28 protein-coding genes are annotated in these 24,925 nt (G+C 49.4%); 11 read left to right on the plus strand and 17 right to left on the minus strand.

What is annotated here, in order from left to right; all coding sequences use genetic code 11:
• Positions 1 to 10: 10 nt before the first annotated feature.
• Genes fliI through fliF form a run of 4 tightly spaced genes read right to left on the minus strand, consistent with a single transcriptional unit; the run spans position 11 to position 4,782 of the window.
• The gene (gene fliI, locus P2R09_RS10175; protein ID WP_275769305.1) at positions 11 to 1,381 is read right to left on the minus strand and encodes a flagellar protein export ATPase FliI; all 1,371 of its coding nucleotides are present in this window, start codon (positions 1,379 to 1,381) and stop codon (positions 11 to 13) included.
• The gene (gene fliH, locus P2R09_RS10180; protein WP_275769307.1) at positions 1,381 to 2,079 is read right to left on the minus strand and encodes a flagellar assembly protein FliH; all 699 of its coding nucleotides are present in this window, start codon (positions 2,077 to 2,079) and stop codon (positions 1,381 to 1,383) included. The genes fliI and fliH overlap by 1 nt, the downstream gene beginning before the upstream one ends.
• Positions 2,072 to 3,064, minus strand: a complete 993-nt coding sequence (gene fliG, locus P2R09_RS10185) for a flagellar motor switch protein FliG (RefSeq protein ID WP_008926874.1) — start codon at positions 3,062 to 3,064, stop codon at positions 2,072 to 2,074. The genes fliH and fliG overlap by 8 nt, the downstream gene beginning before the upstream one ends.
• Positions 3,061 to 4,782, minus strand: a complete 1,722-nt coding sequence (fliF, locus tag P2R09_RS10190) for a flagellar basal-body MS-ring/collar protein FliF (RefSeq protein ID WP_003854484.1) — start codon at positions 4,780 to 4,782, stop codon at positions 3,061 to 3,063. The genes fliG and fliF overlap by 4 nt, the downstream gene beginning before the upstream one ends.
• Positions 4,783 to 5,013: 231 nt before the next feature.
• Here fliF and fliE point away from each other — a divergent pair, with 231 nt between their 5' ends.
• A complete protein-coding gene (gene fliE, locus P2R09_RS10195; protein WP_003854485.1) occupies positions 5,014 to 5,325 on the plus strand; it encodes a flagellar hook-basal body complex protein FliE in 312 nt (103 codons plus the stop codon).
• Between the two features lie 31 nt (positions 5,326 to 5,356).
• Here fliE and P2R09_RS10200 read toward each other — a convergent pair whose 3' ends face one another.
• From P2R09_RS10200 to P2R09_RS10215, 4 genes are all read right to left on the minus strand, one after another.
• Positions 5,357 to 5,977, minus strand: a complete 621-nt coding sequence (locus P2R09_RS10200; protein ID WP_275769311.1) for a site-specific integrase — start codon at positions 5,975 to 5,977, stop codon at positions 5,357 to 5,359.
• Positions 5,978 to 6,993: 1,016 nt separating this feature from the next.
• A complete protein-coding gene (locus tag P2R09_RS10205; RefSeq protein ID WP_275769314.1) occupies positions 6,994 to 8,598 on the minus strand; it encodes a DUF6311 domain-containing protein in 1,605 nt (534 codons plus the stop codon).
• Positions 8,595 to 9,518, minus strand: coding sequence for a glycosyltransferase family 2 protein (locus P2R09_RS10210; RefSeq protein ID WP_275769316.1), 924 nt, complete (start codon positions 9,516 to 9,518; stop codon positions 8,595 to 8,597). Before P2R09_RS10210 ends, P2R09_RS10205 begins: the two co-directional genes overlap by 4 nt.
• Positions 9,515 to 9,874, minus strand: a complete 360-nt coding sequence (locus P2R09_RS10215; RefSeq protein WP_275769318.1) for a GtrA family protein — start codon at positions 9,872 to 9,874, stop codon at positions 9,515 to 9,517. The genes P2R09_RS10210 and P2R09_RS10215 overlap by 4 nt, the downstream gene beginning before the upstream one ends.
• 804 nt (positions 9,875 to 10,678) lie before the next feature.
• On the opposite strand from P2R09_RS10215, the gene P2R09_RS10220 reads away from it, so the two are divergent.
• Positions 10,679 to 11,182: a hypothetical protein gene (locus P2R09_RS10220; RefSeq protein WP_275769320.1), complete on the plus strand. Its 504-nt coding sequence runs from the start codon at positions 10,679 to 10,681 to the stop codon at positions 11,180 to 11,182.
• A 29-nt stretch (positions 11,183 to 11,211) separates the two neighbouring features.
• Here the strand turns inward: P2R09_RS10220 and P2R09_RS10225 are convergent, their stop codons facing one another.
• Together P2R09_RS10225 and P2R09_RS10230 are read right to left on the minus strand one after the other, a co-directional pair.
• Positions 11,212 to 11,568, minus strand: a complete 357-nt coding sequence (locus P2R09_RS10225) for a hypothetical protein (RefSeq protein ID WP_275769322.1) — start codon at positions 11,566 to 11,568, stop codon at positions 11,212 to 11,214.
• 394 nt (positions 11,569 to 11,962) lie between these two features.
• Positions 11,963 to 12,163, minus strand: a complete 201-nt coding sequence (locus tag P2R09_RS10230; protein ID WP_010247636.1) for a hypothetical protein — start codon at positions 12,161 to 12,163, stop codon at positions 11,963 to 11,965.
• 319 nt (positions 12,164 to 12,482) lie between these two features.
• On the opposite strand from P2R09_RS10230, the gene P2R09_RS10235 reads away from it, so the two are divergent.
• Positions 12,483 to 12,731, plus strand: coding sequence for a hypothetical protein (locus P2R09_RS10235; protein WP_013358269.1), 249 nt, complete (start codon positions 12,483 to 12,485; stop codon positions 12,729 to 12,731).
• A 65-nt stretch (positions 12,732 to 12,796) separates the two neighbouring features.
• Here the strand turns inward: P2R09_RS10235 and P2R09_RS10240 are convergent, their stop codons facing one another.
• Positions 12,797 to 13,429 carry a helix-turn-helix domain-containing protein gene (locus tag P2R09_RS10240; protein WP_275769331.1) on the minus strand — a complete coding sequence of 211 codons (633 nt, stop codon included), beginning with the start codon at positions 13,427 to 13,429 and terminating at the stop codon, positions 12,797 to 12,799.
• A gap of 136 nt (positions 13,430 to 13,565) precedes the next feature.
• On the opposite strand from P2R09_RS10240, the gene P2R09_RS10245 reads away from it, so the two are divergent.
• The 3 genes from P2R09_RS10245 (at position 13,566) to P2R09_RS10255 (ending at position 14,695) form a co-directional block, all read left to right on the plus strand.
• Positions 13,566 to 13,949: a hypothetical protein gene (locus tag P2R09_RS10245; protein ID WP_033783371.1), complete on the plus strand. Its 384-nt coding sequence runs from the start codon at positions 13,566 to 13,568 to the stop codon at positions 13,947 to 13,949.
• 82 nt (positions 13,950 to 14,031) lie between these two features.
• Complete coding sequence (locus P2R09_RS10250; RefSeq protein ID WP_236263628.1) at positions 14,032 to 14,277, plus strand: hypothetical protein; 246 nt, start codon at positions 14,032 to 14,034, stop codon at positions 14,275 to 14,277.
• A gap of 151 nt (positions 14,278 to 14,428) precedes the next feature.
• Entirely contained in the window at positions 14,429 to 14,695 is a 267-nt protein-coding gene (locus P2R09_RS10255) for a hypothetical protein (protein WP_013358265.1), read from the plus strand.
• 38 nt (positions 14,696 to 14,733) lie between these two features.
• Here P2R09_RS10255 and P2R09_RS10260 read toward each other — a convergent pair whose 3' ends face one another.
• Positions 14,734 to 14,973 carry a DinI-like family protein gene (locus P2R09_RS10260; protein WP_003854508.1) on the minus strand — a complete coding sequence of 80 codons (240 nt, stop codon included), beginning with the start codon at positions 14,971 to 14,973 and terminating at the stop codon, positions 14,734 to 14,736.
• 175 nt (positions 14,974 to 15,148) lie between these two features.
• Here P2R09_RS10260 and iraP point away from each other — a divergent pair, with 175 nt between their 5' ends.
• Positions 15,149 to 15,448, plus strand: a complete 300-nt coding sequence (iraP, locus tag P2R09_RS10265; RefSeq protein ID WP_013358264.1) for an anti-adapter protein IraP — start codon at positions 15,149 to 15,151, stop codon at positions 15,446 to 15,448.
• Positions 15,449 to 15,639: 191 nt separating this feature from the next.
• Here the strand turns inward: iraP and P2R09_RS10270 are convergent, their stop codons facing one another.
• The gene (locus tag P2R09_RS10270) at positions 15,640 to 15,963 is read right to left on the minus strand and encodes a DUF6388 family protein (protein WP_008926858.1); all 324 of its coding nucleotides are present in this window, start codon (positions 15,961 to 15,963) and stop codon (positions 15,640 to 15,642) included.
• Positions 15,964 to 16,204: 241 nt separating this feature from the next.
• On the opposite strand from P2R09_RS10270, the gene yedD reads away from it, so the two are divergent.
• Positions 16,205 to 16,678, plus strand: a complete 474-nt coding sequence (gene yedD, locus P2R09_RS10275) for a lipoprotein YedD (protein WP_275769339.1) — start codon at positions 16,205 to 16,207, stop codon at positions 16,676 to 16,678.
• A 71-nt stretch (positions 16,679 to 16,749) separates the two neighbouring features.
• Here yedD and amyA read toward each other — a convergent pair whose 3' ends face one another.
• The 4 genes from amyA to fliD form a co-directional block, all read right to left on the minus strand.
• Entirely contained in the window at positions 16,750 to 18,231 is a 1,482-nt protein-coding gene (amyA, locus tag P2R09_RS10280) for an alpha-amylase (RefSeq protein ID WP_275769341.1), read from the minus strand.
• A 101-nt stretch (positions 18,232 to 18,332) separates the two neighbouring features.
• A complete protein-coding gene (fliT, locus tag P2R09_RS10285; RefSeq protein WP_275769344.1) occupies positions 18,333 to 18,698 on the minus strand; it encodes a flagella biosynthesis regulatory protein FliT in 366 nt (121 codons plus the stop codon).
• Positions 18,698 to 19,105, minus strand: coding sequence for a flagellar export chaperone FliS (gene fliS / locus P2R09_RS10290; RefSeq protein ID WP_275769347.1), 408 nt, complete (start codon positions 19,103 to 19,105; stop codon positions 18,698 to 18,700). The genes fliT and fliS overlap by 1 nt, the downstream gene beginning before the upstream one ends.
• Positions 19,106 to 19,116: 11 nt before the next feature.
• Positions 19,117 to 20,532 carry a flagellar filament capping protein FliD gene (gene fliD, locus P2R09_RS10295; protein WP_275769350.1) on the minus strand — a complete coding sequence of 472 codons (1,416 nt, stop codon included), beginning with the start codon at positions 20,530 to 20,532 and terminating at the stop codon, positions 19,117 to 19,119.
• Positions 20,533 to 20,869: 337 nt separating this feature from the next.
• Between fliD and P2R09_RS10300 the strand changes: the two genes are divergently transcribed.
• The 3 genes from P2R09_RS10300 to P2R09_RS10310 all read left to right on the plus strand — a co-directional run bounded on the left by P2R09_RS10300 (position 20,870) and on the right by P2R09_RS10310 (position 24,851).
• Positions 20,870 to 22,612, plus strand: coding sequence for a FliC/FljB family flagellin (locus P2R09_RS10300; RefSeq protein WP_275769352.1), 1,743 nt, complete (start codon positions 20,870 to 20,872; stop codon positions 22,610 to 22,612).
• A 272-nt stretch (positions 22,613 to 22,884) separates the two neighbouring features.
• The gene (locus tag P2R09_RS10305; RefSeq protein WP_105099080.1) at positions 22,885 to 23,658 is read left to right on the plus strand and encodes a glycosyltransferase family 25 protein; all 774 of its coding nucleotides are present in this window, start codon (positions 22,885 to 22,887) and stop codon (positions 23,656 to 23,658) included.
• 224 nt (positions 23,659 to 23,882) lie between these two features.
• Complete coding sequence (locus tag P2R09_RS10310) at positions 23,883 to 24,851, plus strand: HNH endonuclease signature motif containing protein (RefSeq protein ID WP_275769358.1); 969 nt, start codon at positions 23,883 to 23,885, stop codon at positions 24,849 to 24,851.
• The last annotated feature ends 74 nt before the right edge of the window (positions 24,852 to 24,925 follow it).

The raw sequence follows: 24,925 nt of genomic DNA on the forward strand, positions 1-24,925 counted from the left end.
CTTGCGTTAATTATCGTGACTGGCCAAACAGCGCATGCAGATGCAGGGTGGCGTCGTCGTAATCGCTGCGCTCAAAGATGCCCTGTTGCAGGAAAGCTTCCATCTGCGGATAGAGCGTGATCGCTTTATCCAGCATCGGATCGCTGCCGGCGGCATAGGCGCCGACGCTGACCAGATCGCGGTTTCGCTGGAAGCTGGAAAGCAACTGCTTAAACTGGCGCACCTGTGCATAATGGTTCTCATCGATCAGATGCGTCATCGCACGACTGATCGAGGCTTCAATATCGATGGCCGGATAGTGACCCGCTTCGCCCAGCCGGCGCGACAGCACGATGTGGCCATCGAGAATGGCGCGCGCCGAGTCTGCAATCGGGTCCTGCTGATCGTCGCCTTCGGTCAGAACGGTATAAAAGGCAGTGATCGAGCCCCCGCCGTCGATGCCGTTACCGGCACGCTCAACCAGCGCAGGCAGTTTGGCGAACACGGACGGCGGATAGCCTTTGGTTGCGGGCGGTTCACCGATTGCCAGGGCGATCTCACGCTGCGCCATGGCGTAACGGGTCAGGGAATCCATAATCAGCAACACATGCTTGCCGCGGTCGCGAAAATCTTCCGCGATGCGCGTGGCGTAAGCGGCACCCTGCATACGCAGCAGCGGTGACACGTCGGCCGGCGCGGCGATAACCACTGAACGGGCACGGCCTTCAGCACCGAGAATGTTCTCGATAAAATCTTTTACTTCACGGCCACGTTCGCCAATCAGACCGACCACGATTACGTCGGCTTTGGTGTAGCGCGCCATCATGCCGAGCAGCACACTTTTACCCACGCCAGAACCGGCGAACAGGCCCATACGTTGTCCGCGACCGACCGTCAGCAGGGCGTTAATTGCCCGCACGCCGGTATCCAGCACGTCGGTAATCGGCGTACGCTGCAGCGGGTTAAACGGCGGGGTGTTCAGCGGTGCGCGATAGCCGGTATCCGGCGACGGCAGGCCATCCAGCGGTCGACCGCTGCCATCAAGTACGCGGCCCAGCAGTTCCGGGCCCAGCATCATCTGTTTGCCTGCCTGCGGGTTCTCACCGTTCTGGCGCGCATAGACACGCGCACCCGGTAAAATGCCGTCCACTTCTTCCAGTGGCATCATCAGCAGTTTCTGCCCGTTGAATCCCACCACTTCGCTTTCGATTTCACTGATGGTTTTGCCATCGTTGCGTTCGATCACACAGGTCGCACCCAGTGGCAGCTGTAAGCCAGTCGCTTCCAGCACCAGGCCGGTGGCGCGGGTCAGGCGGCCATAACGGCGCACTGGCTGCACCTGGGCGATCCGTTTCTCAAAGGCGTCGAGCGAGCCAAGCCAGCGATTCAGACGGGTGGTCATTAAATTTCTCCAGGTGCAGCAAGACGGCAAAGTTCCTGCCAGCGGGTCGCGACGCTGGCATCCAGGTCGCCATCTTCTGCGCTGAGTTTGCAGCCGCCAGGATGGAGTGTGCTGTCTGCAATCAGGCGCCAGCCATGCAGGTCCAGCGTCGGACCCAGGGTCTGCTCGATACGTTGTAAGTCATCCGGATGAACACGCAGCTGTGGTTTGCCGCTGAACATCGGTTCCTGCTGCAGTAATCCCTGAATCTGGCGTAGCAGGGCGGTACCATCTACCGTGGTCGCCTGACCAATGACCGAGCGAGCCGCTTCCAGCGCCAGCTGCATCAGACGGGCAGCAATCACGCTATCCAGTGATTCCAGCGTGTTCTGAAATTCCGTCACCAGCTGCTGCATCCGTGCCTGAAGGGGCGCCTGCTGCTGCTGGGCATCGGCCAGACCCTGCTGAAAACCGGCGTCATAGCCCGCTTTCTGACCTTCGGTTACACCCTGCTGATAGCCTTCGTTGTAACCCTGACTCTGTGCCTCTTTCCGCATCTGCTGCTGCAGACGTTCAAGCTGCTGTTGCTGCTCATCAATGCCATCGCCATCTTCAGCGTCGTAAATTTCTGGCTGCAGCTCCGGTTCAGGCGCATCAAAACGGCCTAAATCATTGGGTTGCCACAGCTGCCATGGGCGGGCAGAAAATGCATCAGACATACGTTTCCTCGCCACCACCAATCACCATCTCGCCAGATTCGGCCAGGCGGCGAACCACCAGCAGGATTGCTTTCTGTTCGTTTTCCACTGCCGACATACGAACCGGACCACGGTTGGCCAGATCGTCGCGCAGGATATCGGCCGCACGGGCTGACATGTTTTTGAGGAATTTCTCGCGCAGTGGCTGTTCGGCACCTTTCAGTGCAACCAGCAGCTGCTCGGACTCCACTTCCTGCAACAGACGCTGGATGCTGCGGTCGTCCACTTCCACCAGGTTTTCGAACAGGAACATCTCGTCGATAATTTTCTGCGCCAGTTCGCCATCGAAGTCGCGTACGGCTTCGATAACCGCTTCTTCCTGCTGCGTTTTCATCAGGTTGATGATCTCGGCTGCCGTTCTCACGCCGCCCATCTTCGCGCGCTTGAGGTTGGTACCATCCAGCAGGCCATTCAGCACTTCGGTCAGTTCGGCCAGCGCAGCTGGCTGGACACCGCCAAAGGTGGCAATACGCAGCATCACATCGTGACGCAGACGTTCGTCGAACAACGCCACAATATCGGCCGCCTGAGCACGCTTGAGATGGACCAGGATGGTCGCGATGATCTGTGGATGCTCGTCGCGAATAAGATCGGCGGCAGCCTGCGGCTCCATAAAGTTGAGCGTTTCCATGCCGCTGGTGGTGTCGCGCGTTTCGAGAATGTCCTCCAGCAGGCTGGAGGCGCGCTCTTCGCCCAGCGCCCGGGTCAGCACCGAACGCAGGTATTCGTTAGAGTTAAGGCTCAGTGCCGCGAACTGCTCAGCATCCGCTTCGAACTCACGCAGCACCTCTGTCAGCTGTTTGTGCGACACCTGACGCATATTGGCCATCGCACCACTAAGATGCTGCACCTCGCGCTGATTCAGGTGTTTGAAAACTTCCGCAGCACGCTCTTCACCAATGGTCATCATGAGGATGGCGCTTTTTTCGGTTCCGGTCAGACTCATAGCTCTTTACTCATCCATTCGCGAATTACCAGCGCGACGACGCGCGGATCGTTTTCTGACATGTCGCGGATGCGTTGACTCATCACTTCTGCGCTCATGCGGTTGTTTGACTTACGTTCCTGATCCAGCTCATCTTTGCTGAGCTGCACATTAAAGGCTTCTTCCTGCGGCTGATCAGTAGCGGCGCGGGCGGCAACGGCTTCAGCAGCGGCTTTCTCTGCGGCCTGCTTGCGAACCAGATGCGGACGAACCATCTTGCGGTAGAGGACGAAGGCGACCAGAGCAACCAGCAGCCACTTACCGGCATCCATCAGCTGATCAAAGAAGGACTGCTGTTGCCAGAATGGCAAATCAGTGGTCACAGGTTCAGTGGTGTTAAACTGCGAGTTCACCACGTTAATGCTGTCGCCACGGCTCTGGGAGTAGCCCATCGCTTCGCGTGTCAGGTCTTCAATCTGCTTCAGTTGTTGTTCGTTCAGCGCAACGGCTTTGCCTTTATCATCTGCACGGAAGTTCACCACCACCGCAACCGACAGGCGCTGTACGTCGCCGACGTTGACTTTGGTATGACGAATGGAGCGATCCAGCTCGTAGTTAACCGTGTCATCGCGACGTGAATTCGTCGGGCCTGAGCTGGCCGGTGCAGTGCTGGTGGTCTGGCTGGCGTTATTCGCCGCGTTGTTCTGACCATTCGCGGCCTGACCATTGGCTGCGTTGTTAGGTGTAACCTGCGCGGTGTTGGCTGGCGCCGGCTGGTTAGAAAGTGCGCCCGGCACGCCGCCCGGATAAGGGCTGCCTGATTGATCGCTGGTGCTGGTCTGACGCGAACGAATCGCTGAGTTCGACGGATTAGCGTTAGGCTGATATTTCTCGTCAGTCTGCTCAGCAGTGTCGAAGTTAATCTGCGCGGTAACCTGCGCATGCACATTGCCCTGGCCAAGAATCGGATTCAGGATCGCTTCAATACGTTGCTGGTAACGCGCTTCAACTTCAGAGGAGTACTTCAGCTGCGCGTCATTAAGATCGCGACCGGCAGAATCAGAACGGGTCAGCAGGCGTCCGGTCTGATCGACCACCGTCACGTTGCCCGGCGGTAAACCGGCGACGCTGCTTGAGACCATGTGGGCAATGGCCTGAATCTGGCCTTCGTCCAGCGCACGGCCAGGTTGCAGCGTTAAGGTGACTGAGGCGGAGGGCGCTTTCTGCTCACGCACAAATAAGGTGGGTTTAGGCATCGCCAGATGAACGCGGGCACTTTTGACCGGGCCCAGCGATTCGATGGTGCGCGCCAGTTCGCCTTCCAGCGCGCGCTGGTAGTTAACCTGCTCGCTGAACTGGCTGATACCGAACTTCTCTTTATCCAGCAGCTCGAAGCCTACCGAGCCGCCTTTCGGCAGACCCTGCTGAGCCAGACGCAGACGCAGCTCATGCACATTCGCTTCAGGCACCATTAATGCGCCGCCGTTTTCGGCGAAGCGATAGGGAATGTTCATCTGCGTCAGCTGCGTGACGATGGCACCGCCATCCTCATCAGTGAGGTTATTATAAAGGACGCTATAAGATGGCTGTTTCGCCCAGAGCACCATCGCGATCACGATTGCTATGACAGCAGCCGCGGCGATGACTAAAGGAATACGCGGATTTGCGCGCAGGCGAGCTAACAGGTCACCGAAGCCTTTCTTTTCTTGTTCTGTTGTGGCGGCTGTACTCGCATTCATGACCGTTTCCTGCCTGACGTAATTGACCGGGTAAGTTGAGATGGCAAAACAGACTCCCTGACCTGCGTAGATAAAATTTCCACTTCAATGCCAGGCATTATTAGGTGATAAGCAAAATTCGATGGCTGGATAAGGTAGGGTTTTTGATGTTATTTAGCGGCTTTGTCTCATTGACAACGTGCTAACTTTTGCTCACATCAAAAATGTCACCCTCTTTAAAAGGTATCGTTCATGTCCATTCAGGCAATTGACGGCGTACTGCAGCAGCTACAGGCGACCTCACTGCAGGCCAGTAATCGCAGCAGTGAAGCACCCAATCAGATCGATTTCGGCGCGACCATGAAAGCGGCGCTGGATAAGATCAGCGAGACGCAGACTACCGCACGCACCCAGGCGCAGGATTTTGAAATGGGGAAACCCGGCATCGCATTGAATGATGTGATGGTCGATCTGCAGAAGTCTTCAATCTCAATGCAGATGGGGATTCAGGTCAGGAACAAACTGGTGTCGGCGTACAGCGAAATTATGAATATGCAGGTTTAGGCAGGTAACTGTCTGAAGCTGTTGAGGTTTATCATATTGCCACTTTCGTGGAGCACGTATGTAGCACATGATCGCTCATTTTCGTGTTGATGAGTGATAGCTGCTCGGTATTGTTTTCTGACATCCAGGCGCTATAAACCCGGTACACCATCTGCGCATCGGAGTGACCCATTTGCGATGCAACGTAGTTCGGGTTTGCGCCTGCTGAGAGCGCCCAGCACGCGAACGTATGACGGGACTGATAGGCTTTCCGGTGACGCAGGCCTGCACGCCTCAGTGCGCCGGTCCATGTCTGCCCAAGAGACTCTGTTGAGTAATAGGCTCCCGACCGGCTATTGACTGCAGTCACGCTGGGATTGAACACGAATGTCTTCTGTTCCTCAATGCGCCCGCCATACTCCCTGGTATGAAAGTTGAATAAGGTCTGAGGATACATTCGGGTCAGCTCCCTTTGGTCGCGAAGAATATCGACTGCTGCATCTATCAGGCATATGACACGGTTGCCAGCCTCTGTCTTGGGTGGCGTGAATAATCCCTGCGGTGTCAGGTTGCGGCTGACTGTCAGCGTCTTTGCCTCAAGGTCTACATCCTCCCAAGCCAGAGCGCATATCTTGCAATAGCGTAATCCTGTCACAATGGCGAGTGCCCACATATTTGCCGTCTCGCTTACTGCCCTTATTTTGATGAGGCAGGCATACCCCAATTAAAGCATAGAATTATTAAACGGCCATATGATGATAATTATAAAGAGTGAGCTAGTTCATTAAAACATTTTTTACGCCCGATAGATGATAATTATTTAAATAATAAAATAGCCGGAGGTTTACAGGCAGAATAATTTTGTCTGTGATTGTCTGTGATTGTCTGTGATTGTCTGTGATTGTATTTGAGGGGTTTATGAATTTTCAAAGAAAAAGCAGGCAAGGTATGTCACTTTGCGGGCATAAAAATAAACCCCTTATAAAGTTATAGCGCATCAGGGAAGCTTGTTTTTCATAATAGATATGATTAAGTGTTAGATGATGTAATATCTCGCATTGGTCAGGCTCCAATAATTTCTGTCAGTAAAGGTTTTAATGCATATTACGATGCGATTTAGTCATTGTCAGCCAGATATTATTGTAAGGTAAAATTGTTTATCATGGATCAGATGTTTTAGATGGTGCTGAATATCAAAATAAGTTAAGTTGGCATTGTCCAACCTAATTAAAGCTACGAGATTGAATTTATAAATTTACACATTGCAGTCATCGGGGGCTAGCTTCCTGTTAGCGAAATCCAAAACTATTGGAACATCGTGTGGTTGGAAAATCCCGCTCACTAATCTTGAAGTAAAATATTAGCAGCAATGAACAATCTGGAATAAATCTGTAAGGGAATGAGGTTATTAAATAACAAGTCTTGAGTTGAAGGGATTGTAGCTTCGACGTTGGCTTGTGCCTCGGCCTGAGTCGTATGAAAAGGTCAAAATTTTTTATAAGCAAAGGTTAAATGAAAATAATGATATCAAAAACGCTAAGGTATTCTCAATGGCATTTTAACTTAAAGTTAATACGTCTCTTTTAGATTTTATTCCCGTCGATGTTATCAATTTATATTCTAAGATAAATTCGACGCCGGTCATATAGTGATAAAGAGAGTTACAGCCGCATAAGCGGCTGTAATTTTTTATTTTTTAATGCCGACTATATAAACATCTCCATATTTGAAATTAAAAGAACGGCTGCCAAGAGCGTTCACAATTTTCGCGTATTGAGATTCATCCTTTAATAAATAAACTGCATCTTTATCAAGGTTGATATTGTTAATGGCATTAACTATTTCTTCAGTTTGCTTATTCCATGTGTCACCATTAAATCTTGCAAAATAACCGAAGTTCATAGACATATCATTTGTGGAGGCTAAATAAGCCCACTTGACATATTCACTTGAAAAGCTCCATGGGACAGGAGTTAAAAGTTTCTTATAGTTTTTGGATACATAAGTAATATTACTGTCTTCAATAATATATGAAGAATTTTGTTTAGAATATGACTTACTTCTTTCTTTGTATATTTTATGCACATCATATACATTAAGGAAAGAAATTATTGATGCAATAATAATCAACTTCTTTCCATTGAAATGCTTACTAATATATACCGCTGTGAATGCAAGTATCCCATAAAAAGCAACCCAGCCAAATCTACCGGTAGCTCTGAATGTGCCTGTTATTCCTTTAAGAAACGAGGGGTCATAGAAAGAGATTAAAGTGCTTTTACCTATTGTTATATTGTTGGATAAGGCATAGGCAAATATTAAAGCCACTACAAAAACTATTATCTTATTATTTTTTATTGAGCTTTTAAAATCCGAAGATTTAATTTTTAACGCGTGAAATCCTATAGTCATTAAAGCGATTATTACCCCAAAACCGATATAATTTAATCCTTCATAATCGCCACCTCCATAAGGCATCGGCTTTATTATTGATGAATAGGGTTCATAATAAGGATTGATAAAAGAGTTGATATTTAGTTTGTAATATCCATAACCATCAGCAGAAAAACTGTTTGAAATAGTAAAGTACCCTATTGCATACATTAAAATAAATAGTACAAGAAGGCATGTTGCCATTTGCCTGCACATGTCTTTAAGTAATAATTCTCTCTTTATTACTCGATTTAAATTATCTGCGAGATAGATAGCTAATGACATGGCTAAAAGATAAGCATGAACCCATGATGACAAACATAAAAGAACTATCCATGACTTAGCTTTAAAAGTTTTGGAAAAATAGAAAAAATATGAAAATATAATAATCCAATGTGCAGAAAGTGCAAAATGACCTCCCGTACGGTTAGTGAATGGTACAGCAGTTATGAATATTATTGAGAACAATAAAGCGTAAAGATTTTTTCCAGTTAATTCTTTTATCAGAAGAAAAGATGAAATACCCTGTAGTATAAAGCAAGATAAAATCCAAATGCCAGTATATTGAAATGTAGTAGGTAAAAGCGATGATATAGATTTAAAAAAAATAGCCAGCAGTGGAATTGAGTCAGTATAAACAATAGAGTTATTCAGCTCAATGCCGTATGAACTATTTTTTCCAATTGGCCACTGAAGAATGGGTGTATGTCTGAAAAATTCCCATCCAAGCCAGTGTTGAGCAGGATCTCCAGACATCAGAAAGCCTATATTAGTTACATCAAGAGTATTCATTCCGCCTGCAAAGCAGAAAAAAATCAGACCAATTATGCCCGAAGATATCAGGTAGTAGTTTATTTTCACTTGCCAGCCCCATTTTTAGTTATATATCGTGGTCTTTTTTTAGTTTCAAGGTAAATTCTGCCAATATATTCGCCCATCACACCAATTCCTATAAGCTGAATGCCGCCCAGGAAAAGGACAGAAACCATGATTGATGTGTAGCCACGCACCGGATTACCGAAGAAAATCTTGTCAACGATCATCCATCCTCCAAAAAAGAAAGCCATTGCTGCAACAATCAGGCCGAGGTAAGTCCATATGCGAAGTGGAAAGGTAGAAAAGCTCGTGATTCCTTCAAGAGCAAGATTCCAAAGTTTCCAGCCGTTGAATTTAGATATGCCGATTGACCTTTCTGCTCGGATATATTCGACCACATCAACATTTCCGCCTACCCAGGAAAGAATACCTTTCATAAAAAGATTTCTCTCAGGAAGATTTTTAATGTGTTCGACAATTTCGCGAGACATCAGACGGAAATCACCAACATTTTCTTCGATTTTTGGCGAGCTTATTTTATTGTGTAAGCGGTAAAACCATTCGGCAGTTTTGCGTTTGAGATGTCCGTCAGTGCTTCTGTCAATGCGCTTCGCTAAAACCATATCAGCCCCTCTCTCCCAGCACTCGATGAGCTTAGGTATCACTTCAATAGGATCCTGAAGGTCGACATCAATGGGGATCACAGCATCACCCGTCGCGTGCTCAATACCAGCGAATAGAGCAGCCTCTTTTCCAAAGTTACGTGTAAAAAAGACATTTTTAATTAAGAGATCGCTCTTCTGAATTTCTTTCATAATGCCAGGAGTTTTATCCGAACTTCCATCATCAACAAAGACAATTTCAACTTCATATTTATCAAGAGCATTTAACTCTCTTACCGCCCTATGAAAATATCTTATAGCATCTTCTTCATTGAAGACGGGTACGACCAGGGAAACTTTCATTTTCTCTCCCTAAATATTACATGTTTAGAATAAAGGAAACCGCTTACAAGACTGATTGCAGAGAATACAATTAAAGTAACCAAGGGGTTGATTTTCATTAGATCACCACAGAAGCCTACCAGTGTCGCTAATGCTCCCATAAAGAAAACATACATCATGTATCTGATTGTGGTTACTTCAGCATTAAAGGTCCATTTCGCGTTTGCGAAAAATGAAAAAGTAACAGCCAAACAAAAAGCAATAAAGTTTGATAGAGATTGTGGTTGACCATTTGTTATGCAGATAGCAAATGCCACCCAGTGTATAAGGGTGTTTGCAACCCCAACGGTCATATAGCGAGCGAATAACTGGACCATCTTATGCTCCATAAAAAGATGTAGAATATTCTCATTCTAGCCTTTTATGATCAAGTAATGGTTCTTTTATATACCCTTGAGCGGTGCAAAATTGGACGATTTTGGCATGTTGGTATTGACTGGTAACCCACTTTCAACTTCAATCCGAAGCTTTAACCATTACAAGCCATTTGAAAGCTTTAATCACTACATGTAGCGCATGAGTAAATATTTAGTAGTATGTTATTGATATTATTAAAAATTAAATTATCAAATGGCAACAAGGCTATTGGGGTGAAACCTTGAGTTCAACATTATTACTATAAGAGTTATCCAGAGTTATCTCAATGCGAAAAATTTTTCTGGACCTAACTCATAACCCACGCCATACGCTAAAGATTCGGCCTGTATCGCGCATCCCCTTAGGCTGGCACAGGCAAAACCTCACATTCGCGACGTGGATTATTCATCACTATTCTCAAATAGAGAATTTTTTATCTCAAAGGTTATGGCTTCTCAAAGCAAAATGTTTACAGGAATAGGCTGTACAAGGGCTTTTTATTTCAGATAGATACTTCTGAGCCGATGTTGGTACATGAGCCTTCATAGGCCTAATTTTTGCTGGAGTATGTACATGTAGCAAAAAACCTAAAATCAACTCAAAACCACCACGGCAGTTTGTGACTTGCGATATGCCTCCGTAAAACCACGTCTCAACGCACAGCAACCTGATACGCTAAATATTCAAAGTGAAATCATGAATATGCAGGTTTAGGTGAACTGAACTCGCTGCTTAATGAGCACTTGCGTCCTTGCGGATGATGGATGCCAGCAACCCCCTCAATTACGTTGCTGAGTCTTTGGGCCTGCACTGGCATCCATGCAGGCACCGTTGGCTATACTGACTCATATTATGAGCCTTGCAGCAGTGGTCTCACTTTCTGGCACAGGCGATATCTCACTTCCTATCAACAGGACGCCAGCCGGATGCTAAAAAAACTTATTCTGATAACTTCGCTAATCAGCTTAACGGCGCCAGCTTTTGCCGCCACACAGTGCGGGCCGTTTAACCTTCAAACTGATAAAAGTGGCTGGTTCTCAGTCAACGGGGAACGCGCGAAGATCCAGAAGGTCACGTTTTCAAAAGAGAAGGGCGATTACGATAACGCCACGATAAAGTTGCTGGTTAAAAACAGCAAAGCGCCGGGCATGATAGACATGGAGCTGACGAATCTGGAGGGCAAAGGAATGTTAAGGGCGCAAATCGTCCGCACCAGTCATAGTCAGATCCGCTTACGAGGGCTCTATGATTGTGAACCGGCTAAATAGCCTGACCAGCGACCAGTCCAGCGATGCCGCTAACGCATGGTTTTGCAGTTTGTAATCATCGCTGAAACCAGTGCGCTGATGTCCGGCGCTTTTGGATCGTAGTAAAACGTCGCGCTGGTCTGATGATGGCTGAACTTCGCAATTTCAATCCAGGCAACGGTTTCATTATCCTTTTCGAGGTTATATCGCTTCGTGCCATTTGGCAGCGGATCATCCTGCTCCAGATAAGCCCGCTGATTCTGTGCCATTTCGGTAAGGCAGGATTCAACCTGATAAGGATGACCGTCGAACCAGGCGGTCTTCGTTTTCGGGTGCAATCCAACCCGACCCATATCCACGCATCCGCTCAGCAGGCTTACGCTCAGAGCAATTATTAATCTATTCATGGCATCCACTCTCGTTATTATTTTCCCGGCTAATCTGCGCCCTTAAGGCATGGTTACGGACCTGTGATTAAATCAGCCAGAGCAGATAGTACAACACTCAGCGTCACCGATTCATGAATACAATGCATACCCGCTTTACTTACAGTTAACTGAGGCTGGATGGCATGGTCAATTTACGGAAATTGAACACAATTGGCTGCTCGAAAATAAACCCTCAGGGTTTAGTGAACAGTCTGTCAGGGGATTTTTGCCATAGTAAAACAGGAAGATAACGAAGCGGTGAGAAACGATATTACACAAAGCTTTCCTGGTCTGGGAATACCGGCGTACCACTTCCCTGAGGTTTACTTAAGCAACAGTATCCAGCGCGCCCAAAGGGCGCGCCTCTTGCACATCAACTTGCTTTGTAAGGATCTTTTTTATCATCCTGGCTGTCATCATTTTTGCGCGGCACTTCACCATGATCTTTCGGCGCATCAGTGGCAGGATGATCATCTTCTTCATAGGCATTGCCCGCGTTTGGTGCAGCTTCCGGCAGGCTTTTGCTGACATCACCTTCTTTCTTACGTTCTTCATTCGTATTGTGCTTAAACATAACTCACTCCTTTTGTTCCAGTGCCTTAAGTCTAGACCAGCCCTGACATCGCGCATTACATCGGGCTCAGGAGAGCAAAAAAAGCCCGCCAGAGGCGGGCTAATCGGAGTTTCTCTCATACTGAACACGTCATTTTTCGATGTTCGGGTGTGTGCAGCACAATCATGCTAACGGGAAAAGTTTGATGCAGAAATGGACAAATCTGTCATATCACCTGCGGCAGGTCACATTCCCGACGATAAAAATGTCGATAAATAAATTCGATTGAAGAGATTAATAAAAGGCATATAGTGACCTGCGTTACTAGGAGATAGAAATTATGTTACGAGACTATTTAAAGATTGAAGCAGAAGACCAGCTGATTGAACAGCGCACACTGAGCCTGAGAAATCGTGGTCAGGAAGAGGTGACGGAGTGGATCATTGTGAGCCGTCAGGGTGTCAAAAAAGGCGGCGTGACCCTGTTCGACAAACTCAGCACCCGCCGCTCATGGCCAGTCAACTATCGCATTATGCAGACTGATTTGCAGGGCAAGGTAGTGGTGGATCAACTGGTCGACGCCCTGTAGTTGCACGGCTATGACTCTGGCGACTGTTGTTCGCTGAAAAGCTAACCCGCACCCGGCGGTTTTTTTTATGGCTGCCGATAGCGGCGTAATTCAACCAGTGTTCCAATCAGTTGCAGGCTGTCCCGGCTTGAATGCAGCTCGGGAAAGTTGATATTGACCGGAGCCAGTTCAAACTGCGCAACACCCTCTTCACTGCCTCGCTGACGCCAGGTGCGCAGCAGGGCATTCTGTTGCAGCATTGCCAGCACGCAGTCGCCGGGCTGAGGTGCCAGGCTGGGATCAATGATCACCACATCCCCCCGCAGAATCGCGGGCGTCATCGCCTGTTCTTCTACCCGGATGGCGAAACTCTGTTGCGAAAGCGCCATATCGTTGTGCATCAGTAGCTCATGCCGCACAGAGCTGGCGTCGTTCAGCCATTGTGCGACATCGCGCTGAGAAAGCAGCGGGATCTGGTGCAGGCCAGCCCAGCTATTTTCGCTGAAAACAGGACCATCCCCATCTATCAGATAAGCCGGCGTGCAGCCCAGCGCTTCGGCAAGCCGAAGCAGGTTTTCACCGCGCGGCAGCGTCTCCTCTTTTTCCCATTGTGAAATAGCTACATGGGAAACTTTTACCTGTTGCGCCAGTTGCTTCTGCGTTAATTGCAGTGATTTACGTCGGAGTCGGATGCGGTCACCCAGCGTTTCGTTTTTCATCAGCTTGACTTTTTAGTTGAGATTGACTTAAGTATACTTAACTCTGGTATTTAAGCAATCTTAAATTCAGGGTGGAGGACGTGGCTGTTCTGCACGCAGTGTGTTCCAGAGACCTTACCGGACAAAGGGGTGTGGCATGGAAAGTAGTCTGATTACCAGTATGGGTGCATTAGTTCTGGGTGGGGGGGCGGCTGCACTGTTCTGGAAACCGTTATTGGCGGGTATTGCGTCAATCGTAACCAGTAATCGAGCCGGCGGCGAAATTATTACCAGCTACAAAGAGCAGGTGGTATTGCTGAAAGAGAGCAACCTGTTGATACGGGAGGAGAACGATGAGTTACGTGAACGTCATGACAGAAATCTGCGACGTATTGCGACACTCGAAACGGATCTGCGGTTAATCAAGAATGCCGTAGGTATTTTACTGGCAATGACCGAAACCGATCAGAACGATAAATTTCGTAATGAGATTGATCGGCTGATCTCAACTCTGGAGGATCGCAGCGATGTCAACGATTAACAGGCTTAAGGCACCTATGTCATACCAGCGCAAAGTTATCCTCGGCTGCATTCTGCTAAGCTGTTCGATGATTTGCATTCTGATGACAATTATTTTTGTTTACGTCAGTAACACGGCAAATAAGCGGGTTGAGGAGATTCGGGCAGATTATCGGGTCATTGCAGCGCGGCGTGATGACCGGGTGGATTTGCTGACCAGTCAGGTTGCAGCCTTACAGCATAAGCTTGATGTAATACCGGAGCGCGTCGCCGACAAAACGATCACAAAAGTGAAAGAAGTCGTGATTGAGAAGGAGGTGCCATCCGCGAAACCCACGGAGAAACCATAACTTCCGATTATTCTTAGTGCGGCTTCGCTATTATCGACTAGTTTTAAATCTCCGGACGACATTTTGTATCTGAACTGGCGTCCGCTGATTGGCCGGTAGATGAACCGCTAAGCCTAAACACTTTTGATAACTGACCAGAAGGAAATTTAGCATGAGCGATTCAACAGAAACCAAGACCAAAAATGACTATCTGCGCGATGTGACTTCGCAGTTGAAAGAGATGCGCCACTACGCGCAGACCAACACCGAAACCCTGTCCAGCCATTGGTTAGCTTTTGATGCGGGTGAGTATAAAGACAAGACGAACGCCGATCGTATCGATGCGTTGCTGAATAAGCAGGGGAAACTGCTGGAAGATCTGGATGCCGCCATTCAGGACATCGAGATTGAAATTAATCACAGTGAGCAGGAGAGCTGATTCATCTCCCGCTGACTGATGCGGTGGCCGCTAAAGGATTAGTCGGCCACCAGCCACATTTCCGCTTCGTCGAACATCTCTTCAACAATACGCGCAACTGTCGCCTTGTCGTTCTTACTCAAATCAGTATCAATCGCGTTACGTTCCATCGGCTTGACCTTAACTTCGATGTCAGGAAACACCCGATGTACCCGCTTTTCCAGCTCCTCACGAATCATCTCGCGAGCACCCGGTAAACCGGCAACGTTGCGCTTGTCATAAATCAACTCAACAAACATGATGGCAATCCATTCAGGGCAAAATCGCTGATATATAATACTGTAAATAAAAACAGTAGCAAGGCAGTACCCCTGATTTCGCGTAAATTTTTATCTCGCTCAAACCTCAATCTTCGACTAGCAAAATGCGCACGCATCGCGACATAATGTCGGCTTACTTTTCAGGAGGTCCGCGATGCGACAACTGGTCATTGATATTCTGCTAAAGCTGGCAAAGATGGACGTCGACGCAAAAGAGCTGACGGCGCAGCTTGAAGCGCAGTCCCTGCTGGTTGCAGCGCTGCTGGTACAAGCGAAACAGGACAACTCGCTGACCATTACAGAAACGGTGCAGGATGCCATCATTACCGCTTCGCAATCGTCGACCGAGTTTCTGCAGTCGGATGTTGATCTGCTGCTGACGCACATCAATCGTCTGCTTGCGGTTGCAAGCTATGTAGAAGTGAAAGGCAAAGCCACGGAAGAGCGAGAGTAGGGCCATTTATCAATACGCCTCCGGAGAGGAAAGCCCGGCAACCTCTCCGGAGGCAGTTAAGATGCTCTGCCTGTAAGGGCAATCATCTCCTGCGGCATGACGTGAAAGTATCGCGTTGTACTCTACTGCTTCATCCGATGCTGTACGGCAGGCTGAAAGGTGTAATTTACACCTGTCCTGTGCATTGAAAATTACAGCTCGTTTTTGATGCAGAACTCTTCCCAGCTCATCCCCAGCGACTCAGCATGAGATTTAAGATAGGTCTCGATAGCCTCAGCCGCTACCGCTTTATCCGGCTCAGCGAGCTGAATAGAAAAAATCATCCCATCCAGATTTTTCTGCCGCAAAAAGGCTGCATAGATGCGTTCGGCATGCCATTCACGCAGCTGTCGCAGCGACAGATTAGCGGCACGGGCGTCGCTCTCCGTCAACTCATCCAGTGCTGACTGAAAGTCGGGATGCGCGGTAAAAAACATTTCACGTGCCTGGGCATAGTAGGCTTCTGGCGTTTTCATATTTATATTCCTGAAAGTCTGATGCAGCGCGTCAGTGTATCGGGTTGTCTTCCGCTTGTCAGGCGTGCCAGAGCCCATTCAGACGGCCAGTTGCCGATCAAAAGGCTGACCGGTCTCCTGGCTCAAGGGTAAATTCTGCTGTAAACAGCCGCTCGCGGGTGTCTGAACAGCCAGATACCTTGCGCTACGCAGTGGAAAAATTATAACGTAGCCGCCATTGACGCGATCTTAGGGATTAAACATGAAAAAGTGGATGCTGATTGCCGCGCTGGCACTGAGTGGCTGTGCGCAAATCAACGATTATGAAAATGCGGTACAAACGCCGGCACCGGCTGAGTTGCAGGGGAACTGGCAAACCGTCGGCCCGCAGAGCAGCTTGATCAATGGACAGGCCATGGCCAGTCTGATTGTCAATGCGGATGGCAGCACGCTGGATTGCCGTCAGTGGATGCGTGTGATTGCGAAGCCAGGCAAACTGACCCGTCTGAACGGTGACTATGTCAACGTGACGCGCAGGATACGCGTGATGCCGCTGGTCGTCGATAACAGCGAACTCAACTATGACGGTCTGACCCTGCGCAAGGTGGCGCGTCCGACAATAGAGTGTCAGCAGGCCCTGGAAGAAGTGGCTAAACAGCCGAAAGCCGCAGTGATTCAGAATATTGAACCGCAGCTGCTGCGCACGCCGATTACTGAACATAACGCGCAGTCGTAACCGCAGCCCATAAAAAAACCGCCCCGGCAGCGCATGCGTCTGCCGGGGCGGTTTTACGTTTACTCAGTCAGTTATTTTGCTACTACCCAGACGCTGACGCTGCCACCGTTACAGACAAAGACTGCGGTACCGTGCTCGTCTGCGGTAATGGTCTCTTCACGGTTGCCCAGATGATCGCGCCAGACCTTATCGGCAAAGCCTTCGCCCATCGGCACACTTTTCTCGCCCGCATCGCCGTTCGACATGATCACCACACAGCCAGGCTGCGTTTCGGTACCGCTGCGGCTGAACGCCACGCAGTTGGGATGATCAAAATAGTCGGTCTGTACGCCCCAGCCATACTGCTGACGCGCCCGGATTAATCCTTCGAGTTCAGGAATGACCGGCATCTCAATTTTGTGCGTCTCGCCGTCGCCTCCCTCATCTTCGTAAGTCGCCCCGAACAGGTCAGGATAGAAAATGGTCGGCACGCCCTGCTCACGCAGCAGGATCAGCGCATAGGCCAGCGGTTTGAACCAGGCCTCTACCGGCGCTTCCAGCGACTGCAGCGGCTGGGTGTCATGGTTGGCCACGATCGTCACGGCATGCCACGGATCCGCCACCACCAGAGAGTTAGCAAAAATCTGGCTCATGTCGTAGGCGCTGCCTGCGGTTGAGGCCTGATGGAAGTTCATATGCAGTGGCGCATCAAACAGCATGGTTTTGCCTTCCACCTGATGCACATACTCCTGCAGCTTCTCGGTTTCAAACGACCAGTACTCCGCGACGATAAACATCGGCTCTTCAGCCACTTCCTGAATATGATCGATCCACTCTTTATAGAACCAGGCCGGGATATGTTTTACCGCATCCAGGCGGAAGCCGGTGCAGGGCACCTGTTCCATCACCCAGCGCGCCCAGTATTTCAGCTCTTCCCTGACCGCATTGTTGCGGAAATCGATGTTGGCACCCATCAGGTAGTCGAAGTTGCCCAGCTCGTTATCGACCTGATCGTTCCAGCCTTCGGCGGTATAATCGTTGATGATTTTGAAGACGCCGTTTTCGTCCGGGTTTTCGATGTGATCTACGCCGCTAAAGCATTTGTGGTCCCAGACAAATTTCGAATACTCACCGGCACGGGCAGGAAAGGTGAATTTCGTCCAGGCCTCGCAGGGCACGACCTCGTCATAAATTTCATCACGGTTATCCGGATTGACGCGGTTAACACTGATCGCCTCTTTCTCGTCAGCACCCATTTTGTGGTTCAGCACCACATCCAGCAGTACCCCAACGTTGTGGCTGCGCAGGGCTTCTGTCGCCGCCAGTAACTGCTGTTTGTCGCCATATTTCGTGGCAACGCCGCCTTTCTGATCAAATTCCCCCAGGTCGAACAGATCGTAGCTGTCGTAACCGACTGAATAGCCGCCTGAACCTCCTTTGTAACACGGTGGCAACCACGCCATGGTGATACCAATTTCGCTGAGCCAGGCCGCGCGATCGGCGACTTCCGACCACAGTTTGCTGCCATCCGGGTAATACCAATGGAAAAACTGTAATAACGTTGGGTTTTGCATGTACCACACTCCAGGGGATGATGAGAATCAAGTATGGAGTAAGCGGCAGAAAAGAGACGCCGCGCAGAGAAATAAATCTGGCGGCGTAGCAGAGAAGGGGATCAGGAGAGCGTTTCGCGCGGCACCATGACTAAGCCGCCCTGACTACCATAAGCAGACATGACCGATTTCTGACGGGTGTTCTGACCGACCAGCGAGGCCAGTTCATCCATCCGCGCCTGCAGCAGGCGCTTCACTTCGCTTTCGTTATCCAGAATATGGCGCAGCACCGGGCGTAACTGCTCCTGCGTCTGTGTTGAAGGTGAAGCAGCATCTGTCGATTGGGCTAAGTTCTCCACCGCACTGACATACTCCATCTCCCTGCTGATCAATTCATCCCATTCGCCCTGTGCTGCATGACGCAGCATTCCGTGGCTGAGATCGAGTAACTGTTGGTAAACGGCAAGCAGATGCGGTGCAGTTGTCATTAAACGGCGTCCTGAACAGGGTTAGGTTGAACCACTTCTTTCCAGGCATCTGCGATATTGCGCAGCAGGCCTTCGACCTCTTCGACCGCTGCAACATCATTGTGCATGTTGGCATGCACCAGGCGACGGGTCATATAGTCGTAGAGACTCAGCAGATTATCTGCCAGTTCATCTCCACGGCTTTCAGCCAGGCTCTCTTTCAGGCCCGCTTCGATAATATTGATCGCTTTGGAGATAGAACTGCCTTTGCCTGCAATATTGCCATCCTGCATGAACAGACGTGCGCGGATTATCGCGCTCAGTGCGCCGTCGAACAGCATTCCAACCAGCTGTTGCTGGCTGGCGCTCATGACGGCGCTTTCGACGCCAATTTTTGCATAGGCTTTGGTGCCTGTAGCGGTGTACATGGTCACTCCTGTTATTTTTTGGACGAATCGGACGTGTCAAACTGCTGCGTCAGATAGGTACTGGTCGAGTTAAGTTTGCTGATGGCCAGATCCAGCTGGGTAAACTGCGTCTTGTAACGAGCAATATCGGCATCAATACGATCGCTGGTGGTGTTATAGAGGGCGGTTAAGTTGTTCAGTGTTTTACTGACGCCATCGGTGGCCGACTGAACAATCCCTTTGGACGACAACCAGCTCGTGATGTTGATCCCGATTTTGGTGGTAATACCGGTGGTTTTACCGTCGCCTACAATCATCTCTTTAACGCCTGCAGCATCTTTATCCAGCGCAGCACTGACCTTTGTGGCATCCAGTTTCAGTGAACCCGTTGAAGGATCGGTAGTGATGCCAATCTGCCCCAGCGATTTATAGGCAGACGAGCTTTGTGCGTTGGTCAGCATGCTTTTCAGCTGCGTTTCAATTGTGCGCAGTGTACTGTCACCCAGCAGGGCGCCATTACTGGTGTCCTGGGAACCGCTGTTAGCATCGACCTTGGTGTATTTGGTCAGAGTATTAAACTGGTCCAGCAGCGAGTTATAAGCATTCACCCAATTGGTGATGGCACTTGAGGCTTTTGACGTATCCTTGGTGATGGTTAGCGTCTGATCGCCCGTGGTCTGCGAAGTCAGATTTAAGGTAATGCCTTCCAGCGCATCACTGATCTGGTTGCTGCTGTTCTCAATCGCCACGTTGTTAACCGTGAGCTGTGCATTCTGCGCTTTCACGCTTTCCGTCATTACATTGCTGCTGGCGGTTGAATCAAAACCTACAATTCCCTGCAACTTGCTATCGCCAGTGACAGTGATGTTAGCTACCGCGTTGTTGCTGCCGGTTTTATTGGCGCTCATGGAGAGACGGAAGCTACCGTCCGACACTTTGATAATCGTCGCGGTGATACCGGCATTCGCGCCATTGATAGCGTCCCGCATGCCGGTCAGCGAAGTCTGATCGCTGGACAGCGTCACAGTTTTGCTGGTGCCATCTTTTAAGGTAATCGCAATACTGCGGCTGGCTACCGAACTGTCGCCCAGCGCATCGCTGTTGCTGCTCTGCACCCCTGACGTCAGGACCTGCGCCTGCGCCAGCTGCGTCACGTTAATAGCGTATTTACCGGCCACAGTGCTGCCAGAGGTTGTGGCTGTGAACGCGGAGGAGCTGCTTGACGCCGTGGTAGCGGTAAACAGGTCTGCACTGCTCAGGGCAGTGTTCGCGGTCTGAAACGTCGTCAGTGAGCTTTTCAGTGTGGAATAGGCACTGAGCTTTGCGGTGTAAGCCGACTGCTGGGTTGAAATAGGTGTCAGTGCTGCTTTTTCAGCAGTTTGTAAGCTGTCAAGCATGGTAGCGAGTGGCAGGCCGGAGCCCACACCGAGATTACTGATACTGGCCATGTTACTTCCTTTATAAGGTCGACAGGGAAATTGAATACCTGGGTTATCGGCCTTTAATAAGGAAAGTTTAAAGTTATTTGCCTTAGTGTAATCCGATAAATAAGCGCTATAGAGAAGGGTAATTCAGCGGCTAGAAAATTGATGAATTAAGTCTAAAGAAGTTCGGACGGGTGGCGATAACTTAAAACGTGACAGGCTGAAGCAGAAAAGTTCGCCTGGTACTAAAAAAATTCTAAAGGTTGTTTAACGGCAGACGATAACAACTTTGACGGCGCTGAAGCCGGCGGGTTGAAGCCCACACCTTAACCGAAAGACTTGATTAACAGGAAAATTTATCATGGCCCAAGTCATTAACACCAACAGCCTCTCGCTGATCACTCAGAACAACATCAACAAAAACCAGTCTGCTCTCTCTTCTTCAATGGAGCGTCTGTCATCAGGTCTGCGTATTAACAGCGCGAAAGATGACGCTGCAGGCCAGGCTATCGCTAACCGTTTTCAGTCAAACATTAAAGGTCTGACTCAGGCTGCCCGTAACGCCAACGACGGTATCTCTGCTGCGCAGACCACTGAAGGCGCGCTGTCAGAAATCAACAACAACTTACAGCGTGTTCGTGAGCTGACTGTACAGTCTCAGAACGGCACCAACAGCCAGTCTGACCAGGACTCCATCCAGGACGAAATCAAATCCCGTCTGGATGAGATCGACCGCGTATCAGGTCAGACTACCTTTAACGGCGTGAACGTGCTGGCTAAAGATGGCACCATGAAAATCCAGGTTGGTGCAAACGATGGCGAAACCATCTCTATCGACCTGAAGCAGATTGACAGCAAGACCCTGGGTCTGACTGGCTTCAACGTAAATGGTACTGGTTCAGTAGCTAACACTGCAGCGACCAAAGCTGACCTTGATGCAGCTCAGCTTACCAGTGCTGGTGCAGCGACAACTGAGCCAAGCGGCGCAGTTAAATATACTGTAAGTGCCGGACTTAAAGCTTCAACAGCCAGTGAAGCATTTGCAAGCCTGGGTAATGGTGCGAAAGTTACTGCCGCGTTTGCTAATGGACTTGGCGATGCAACTGCAGCTGCAGCAAACCATACCTACACACTGGACAAAACGTCAGGCAGTTATTCTTATAACGTTGCAGCCGGCGACAATACCTCAGCAGCTCAACTGCAATCTTTCCTGACGCCAAAAGCAGGTGATACAGCTAACCTCAATGTTAAGATCGGCTCTACTTCTGTAGATGTCGTCTTGTCCAGCGATGGCAAAATTGCTGCAAAAGATGGTTCAGCACTGTTTATCGATAGTACCGGTAACCTGACCCAAAACAACTCAGGCTCTGTGACCGCCGCTACTCTTGATGGTTTAACTAAGAATAACAATGGTGCTGCTGCTGTCGGCGTATCAATCACAACTGCAGATAATACTACAATCACGTTAGCAGGCAGTGCAGATACTGGTACTACAGCAGGCTCAATTGCTCTGCAGAATGTTAAAATCAGTGCCTCAGCTCTGCAGTCATCTACTGCTGGTAAAGCATTTACCATTGATGCTGATGGCAATGGCGCCGGTTCAGCTGGTGACATTCAAGTCGCTGCCAACGGTGATATTAAAACTACTGCGGATGGTACGACTTTCTCAGCTGCCTTTACTGATGCTAAAGGGGCTCTTACTACCAGCAATGAACAAAACATCTTCCTGCAGACAGATGGTTCAGTAACAAATGGTTCTGGTAAAGCTGTGTTTAAAGATGCATCTGGTAAATTCACCACTGATGCAGCAACTACATCAGCAACCACTGCTGACCCGTTGAAAGCGCTGGATGCCGCTATCAGCAGCATCGACAAGTTCCGTTCTTCACTGGGTGCGATTCAGAACCGTCTGAACTCAGCGGTAACTAACCTGAACAACACCACCACTAACCTGACTGCTGCACAGTCTCGTATTCAGGATGCTGACTACGCGACCGAAGTGTCAAACATGTCTAAAGCGCAGATCGTACAGCAGGCGGGTAACTCCGTGCTGGCGAAAGCGAACCAGGTTCCACAGCAGGTTCTGTCTCTGCTGCAGGGCTAATCGCTCTAAAGTCCGATATAAAACCCCGCTTCGGCGGGGTTTTTTTTGCCCCGAATTTATGCGCTGCGCCCACATCATTTTGAATCTCATTTGGCAGTGTCATCGATTTAACAAAGTACTTTTTCAGATCAGGCCGGCTGAGCGCACTCAATAGATGATTTTTATTTATACAAGCAATGCCTAAATTGAGCATTACGCTTCCAACCCACTGCCCGGAAACGCTATGATTAGGCCTTTGAAATAAATTGTTACCTGAGTCAGGCTGCCCCCAAATGAAAGCTTTTATTATCAATCTCGATTCTTCAACCGAACGCCGTGCCACTATTGCTGCCCAGTGTCAAAATGCAGGCATCAGCTACGAATTTATTCAGGCTGTAAATGGCAAACAACTGAGCAATGAAGAGATAGCGCTACACACGCAACCCCTAAACTATGCGTTTAAAGCCGGTGAAATTGGTTGTGCATTAAGCCATATTAATATTTATAGAAAAATTGTAGATGAGAAAATCCCACAGGCGCTAATTCTGGAAGATGATGCCTTGTTAACTGAGCCATTGCCAATAGTGTTAGGCAGTCCGGCACTGCAGCTGAGTACGGTTAAACCCACTCTGGTGTTGTTATCAAGTGTTAATAAATATGTAGATAATCCAATCGCAACTGTGACTGAAAGTGCTCAACTTTATCCGGTTTACAGTGCCACGACCTCACATGCTTATGTCATTAATTTTGAAGCGGCAAAGCGGTTGCTTACTCTTCTTTATCCAGTCTGGATGGCAGCGGATAAATGGTGCGTGTTTGAGGAGTATGGGGCATTCCAGTTACTGGCTGTGCATCCCGCGCCAGTACTGTTGCACGAAGTAGCACAACAGACGACCATTCAGCAGATTGATGATGTTGAAAATCATAATCGGCTAAAACGTGAACTCTGGTCCAAAATTATGGCGAAACGTCCACTTCGTGCAAAGCTCCGTCAGCGTTACCGTCGCGCCGTGCTACCTCTGTTGCATGAAATTGTTGATGTTAAAGCCGCTGTTAAGCAGTCATAAAACTTGCGGAAAACTTTGCGCACGGTGGAACAACCAGAAAAAATGTCTCCATCAGTGCGCTGATAGCCCTGACATGACTGTCTTAAGAATCAGAATTTAAAAAATCGATGCTGAGCATATTCAAAGCCGACGCATCCTACTCATCCCGTTACAGTTCCCCCCACGCCTGCCGATAACCCTCTACAGAACAACATCAATTTTGATTTTCACTTTGTGGAGTGTCTATGCGCTTCAATTACGACCTGTTACCGGGCGAGCGGCTGACCTTCGACGAGATCGCCCGGCGTTATGCTTTGCAATACCCTGATGAGAAAGAGCTGACAGCCCGCGCGTTGCTCAGTCCCTCAACGGGCCTGCGTACGCTAAAAATTCGTGCGGTGTTCGCGCAGGAAGAGAGCAATAGTCCGCTGGAGGACTTGCTGTTCATCTCCCATGACAACGAGCGAAAAAATTACCTGCGTCGTTTTGAGCACTACCTGAAGCAGAATCTCTCTTTCCTCTACTTCCGTCGTAGCGAGAACGAGAAGCGCGAAAACCTGTGGAAAGTGATGGGCAGCAGCCAGGTTTTCGCGATGATCGATCCGCAATCCGCCACGGCACAAAATCTGCTGAACAGTCGCGGCTACAAACTGGTGCTGATGCATCAGGATGATGATGACGCTTACTGGCAGCTCTTCAGTCCCCAGGCCGATCCCTGTTTTCCGCAGTCGCAGCGCATTCAGTTCATCGTAGTGCTGAGTACGCCGCAGCACAAAGTTCCTGCGGCGGTGATGCCCGGAACGGAGGTAGGGCGTCGGGTTAAAGCGCGGGTGCTGCAACGCGCCAGTCAGGCGGAATTCAGCGCCGGTGTCAAAGCACGCTACGGCGCCTGTGTGATGACCGGAACCGAGCTGACCGAACGCCATAACTGGCCGTGGGTGGAAGCCTGCCATATCGACACACAGGAAGGCGATGACGGTATCCTGGCCGATAACAGCATCGATAATGGCCTGTTTTTACGCAGCGATTTACAGCGGTTATTTATTAACCGACTGATTAGTATAAATGGTGAGTCGGGAGAGATTCAGGTGCACCCTGGCGAGGAGGCGCGGCAGCATATCGCACCCTGGTATCAGGAGCTGGATGGTCGCGTCTGCAGCCTGTGGGCCGCCGTACCACCCGCCACGCGGCAACGGCTTCGCGCCCGTCGTTAATTTCTATTGATGGGTGCAGAACGATATGCACCCTGACTTAACAAAAATGAAATAGCCTCGTTTTACCCCGCCTA

Origin of the sequence: Pantoea sp. Cr_R13, from assembly GCF_029222565.1 — a bacterium.
In the GTDB taxonomy this organism is placed as follows: domain Bacteria; phylum Pseudomonadota; class Gammaproteobacteria; order Enterobacterales; family Enterobacteriaceae; genus Pantoea; species Pantoea eucalypti.

What these genes read in the sequence shown, in the direction of transcription:
- P2R09_RS10245 (WP_033783371.1), top strand. Translation starts at nt 13,566, where the DNA reads ATGGAAAGTAGTCTGATTACCAGTATGGGTGCATTAGTTCTGGGTGGG.
- fliH (WP_275769307.1), bottom strand. Translation starts at nt 2,079, where the DNA reads ATGTCTGATGCATTTTCTGCCCGCCCATGGCAGCTGTGGCAACCCAAT.
- P2R09_RS10235 (WP_013358269.1), top strand. Translation starts at nt 12,483, where the DNA reads ATGTTACGAGACTATTTAAAGATTGAAGCAGAAGACCAGCTGATTGAA.
- P2R09_RS10210 (WP_275769316.1), bottom strand. Translation starts at nt 9,518, where the DNA reads ATGAAAGTTTCCCTGGTCGTACCCGTCTTCAATGAAGAAGATGCTATA.
- fliD (WP_275769350.1), bottom strand. Translation starts at nt 20,532, where the DNA reads ATGGCCAGTATCAGTAATCTCGGTGTGGGCTCCGGCCTGCCACTCGCT.
- P2R09_RS10260 (WP_003854508.1), bottom strand. Translation starts at nt 14,973, where the DNA reads ATGTTTGTTGAGTTGATTTATGACAAGCGCAACGTTGCCGGTTTACCG.
- P2R09_RS10300 (WP_275769352.1), top strand. Translation starts at nt 20,870, where the DNA reads ATGGCCCAAGTCATTAACACCAACAGCCTCTCGCTGATCACTCAGAAC.
- P2R09_RS10310 (WP_275769358.1), top strand. Translation starts at nt 23,883, where the DNA reads ATGCGCTTCAATTACGACCTGTTACCGGGCGAGCGGCTGACCTTCGAC.
- yedD (WP_275769339.1), top strand. Translation starts at nt 16,205, where the DNA reads ATGAAAAAGTGGATGCTGATTGCCGCGCTGGCACTGAGTGGCTGTGCG.
- fliE (WP_003854485.1), top strand. Translation starts at nt 5,014, where the DNA reads ATGTCCATTCAGGCAATTGACGGCGTACTGCAGCAGCTACAGGCGACC.
- fliT (WP_275769344.1), bottom strand. Translation starts at nt 18,698, where the DNA reads ATGACAACTGCACCGCATCTGCTTGCCGTTTACCAACAGTTACTCGAT.
- P2R09_RS10200 (WP_275769311.1), bottom strand. Translation starts at nt 5,977, where the DNA reads ATGTGGGCACTCGCCATTGTGACAGGATTACGCTATTGCAAGATATGC.
- P2R09_RS10230 (WP_010247636.1), bottom strand. Translation starts at nt 12,163, where the DNA reads ATGTTTAAGCACAATACGAATGAAGAACGTAAGAAAGAAGGTGATGTC.
- P2R09_RS10240 (WP_275769331.1), bottom strand. Translation starts at nt 13,429, where the DNA reads ATGAAAAACGAAACGCTGGGTGACCGCATCCGACTCCGACGTAAATCA.
- P2R09_RS10250 (WP_236263628.1), top strand. Translation starts at nt 14,032, where the DNA reads ATGACAATTATTTTTGTTTACGTCAGTAACACGGCAAATAAGCGGGTT.
- P2R09_RS10255 (WP_013358265.1), top strand. Translation starts at nt 14,429, where the DNA reads ATGAGCGATTCAACAGAAACCAAGACCAAAAATGACTATCTGCGCGAT.
- fliI (WP_275769305.1), bottom strand. Translation starts at nt 1,381, where the DNA reads ATGACCACCCGTCTGAATCGCTGGCTTGGCTCGCTCGACGCCTTTGAG.
- P2R09_RS10220 (WP_275769320.1), top strand. Translation starts at nt 10,679, where the DNA reads ATGCCAGCAACCCCCTCAATTACGTTGCTGAGTCTTTGGGCCTGCACT.
- fliF (WP_003854484.1), bottom strand. Translation starts at nt 4,782, where the DNA reads ATGAATGCGAGTACAGCCGCCACAACAGAACAAGAAAAGAAAGGCTTC.
- P2R09_RS10270 (WP_008926858.1), bottom strand. Translation starts at nt 15,963, where the DNA reads ATGAAAACGCCAGAAGCCTACTATGCCCAGGCACGTGAAATGTTTTTT.
- P2R09_RS10225 (WP_275769322.1), bottom strand. Translation starts at nt 11,568, where the DNA reads ATGAATAGATTAATAATTGCTCTGAGCGTAAGCCTGCTGAGCGGATGC.
- P2R09_RS10305 (WP_105099080.1), top strand. Translation starts at nt 22,885, where the DNA reads ATGAAAGCTTTTATTATCAATCTCGATTCTTCAACCGAACGCCGTGCC.
- fliG (WP_008926874.1), bottom strand. Translation starts at nt 3,064, where the DNA reads ATGAGTCTGACCGGAACCGAAAAAAGCGCCATCCTCATGATGACCATT.
- P2R09_RS10215 (WP_275769318.1), bottom strand. Translation starts at nt 9,874, where the DNA reads ATGGTCCAGTTATTCGCTCGCTATATGACCGTTGGGGTTGCAAACACC.
- iraP (WP_013358264.1), top strand. Translation starts at nt 15,149, where the DNA reads ATGCGACAACTGGTCATTGATATTCTGCTAAAGCTGGCAAAGATGGAC.
- amyA (WP_275769341.1), bottom strand. Translation starts at nt 18,231, where the DNA reads ATGCAAAACCCAACGTTATTACAGTTTTTCCATTGGTATTACCCGGAT.
- fliS (WP_275769347.1), bottom strand. Translation starts at nt 19,105, where the DNA reads ATGTACACCGCTACAGGCACCAAAGCCTATGCAAAAATTGGCGTCGAA.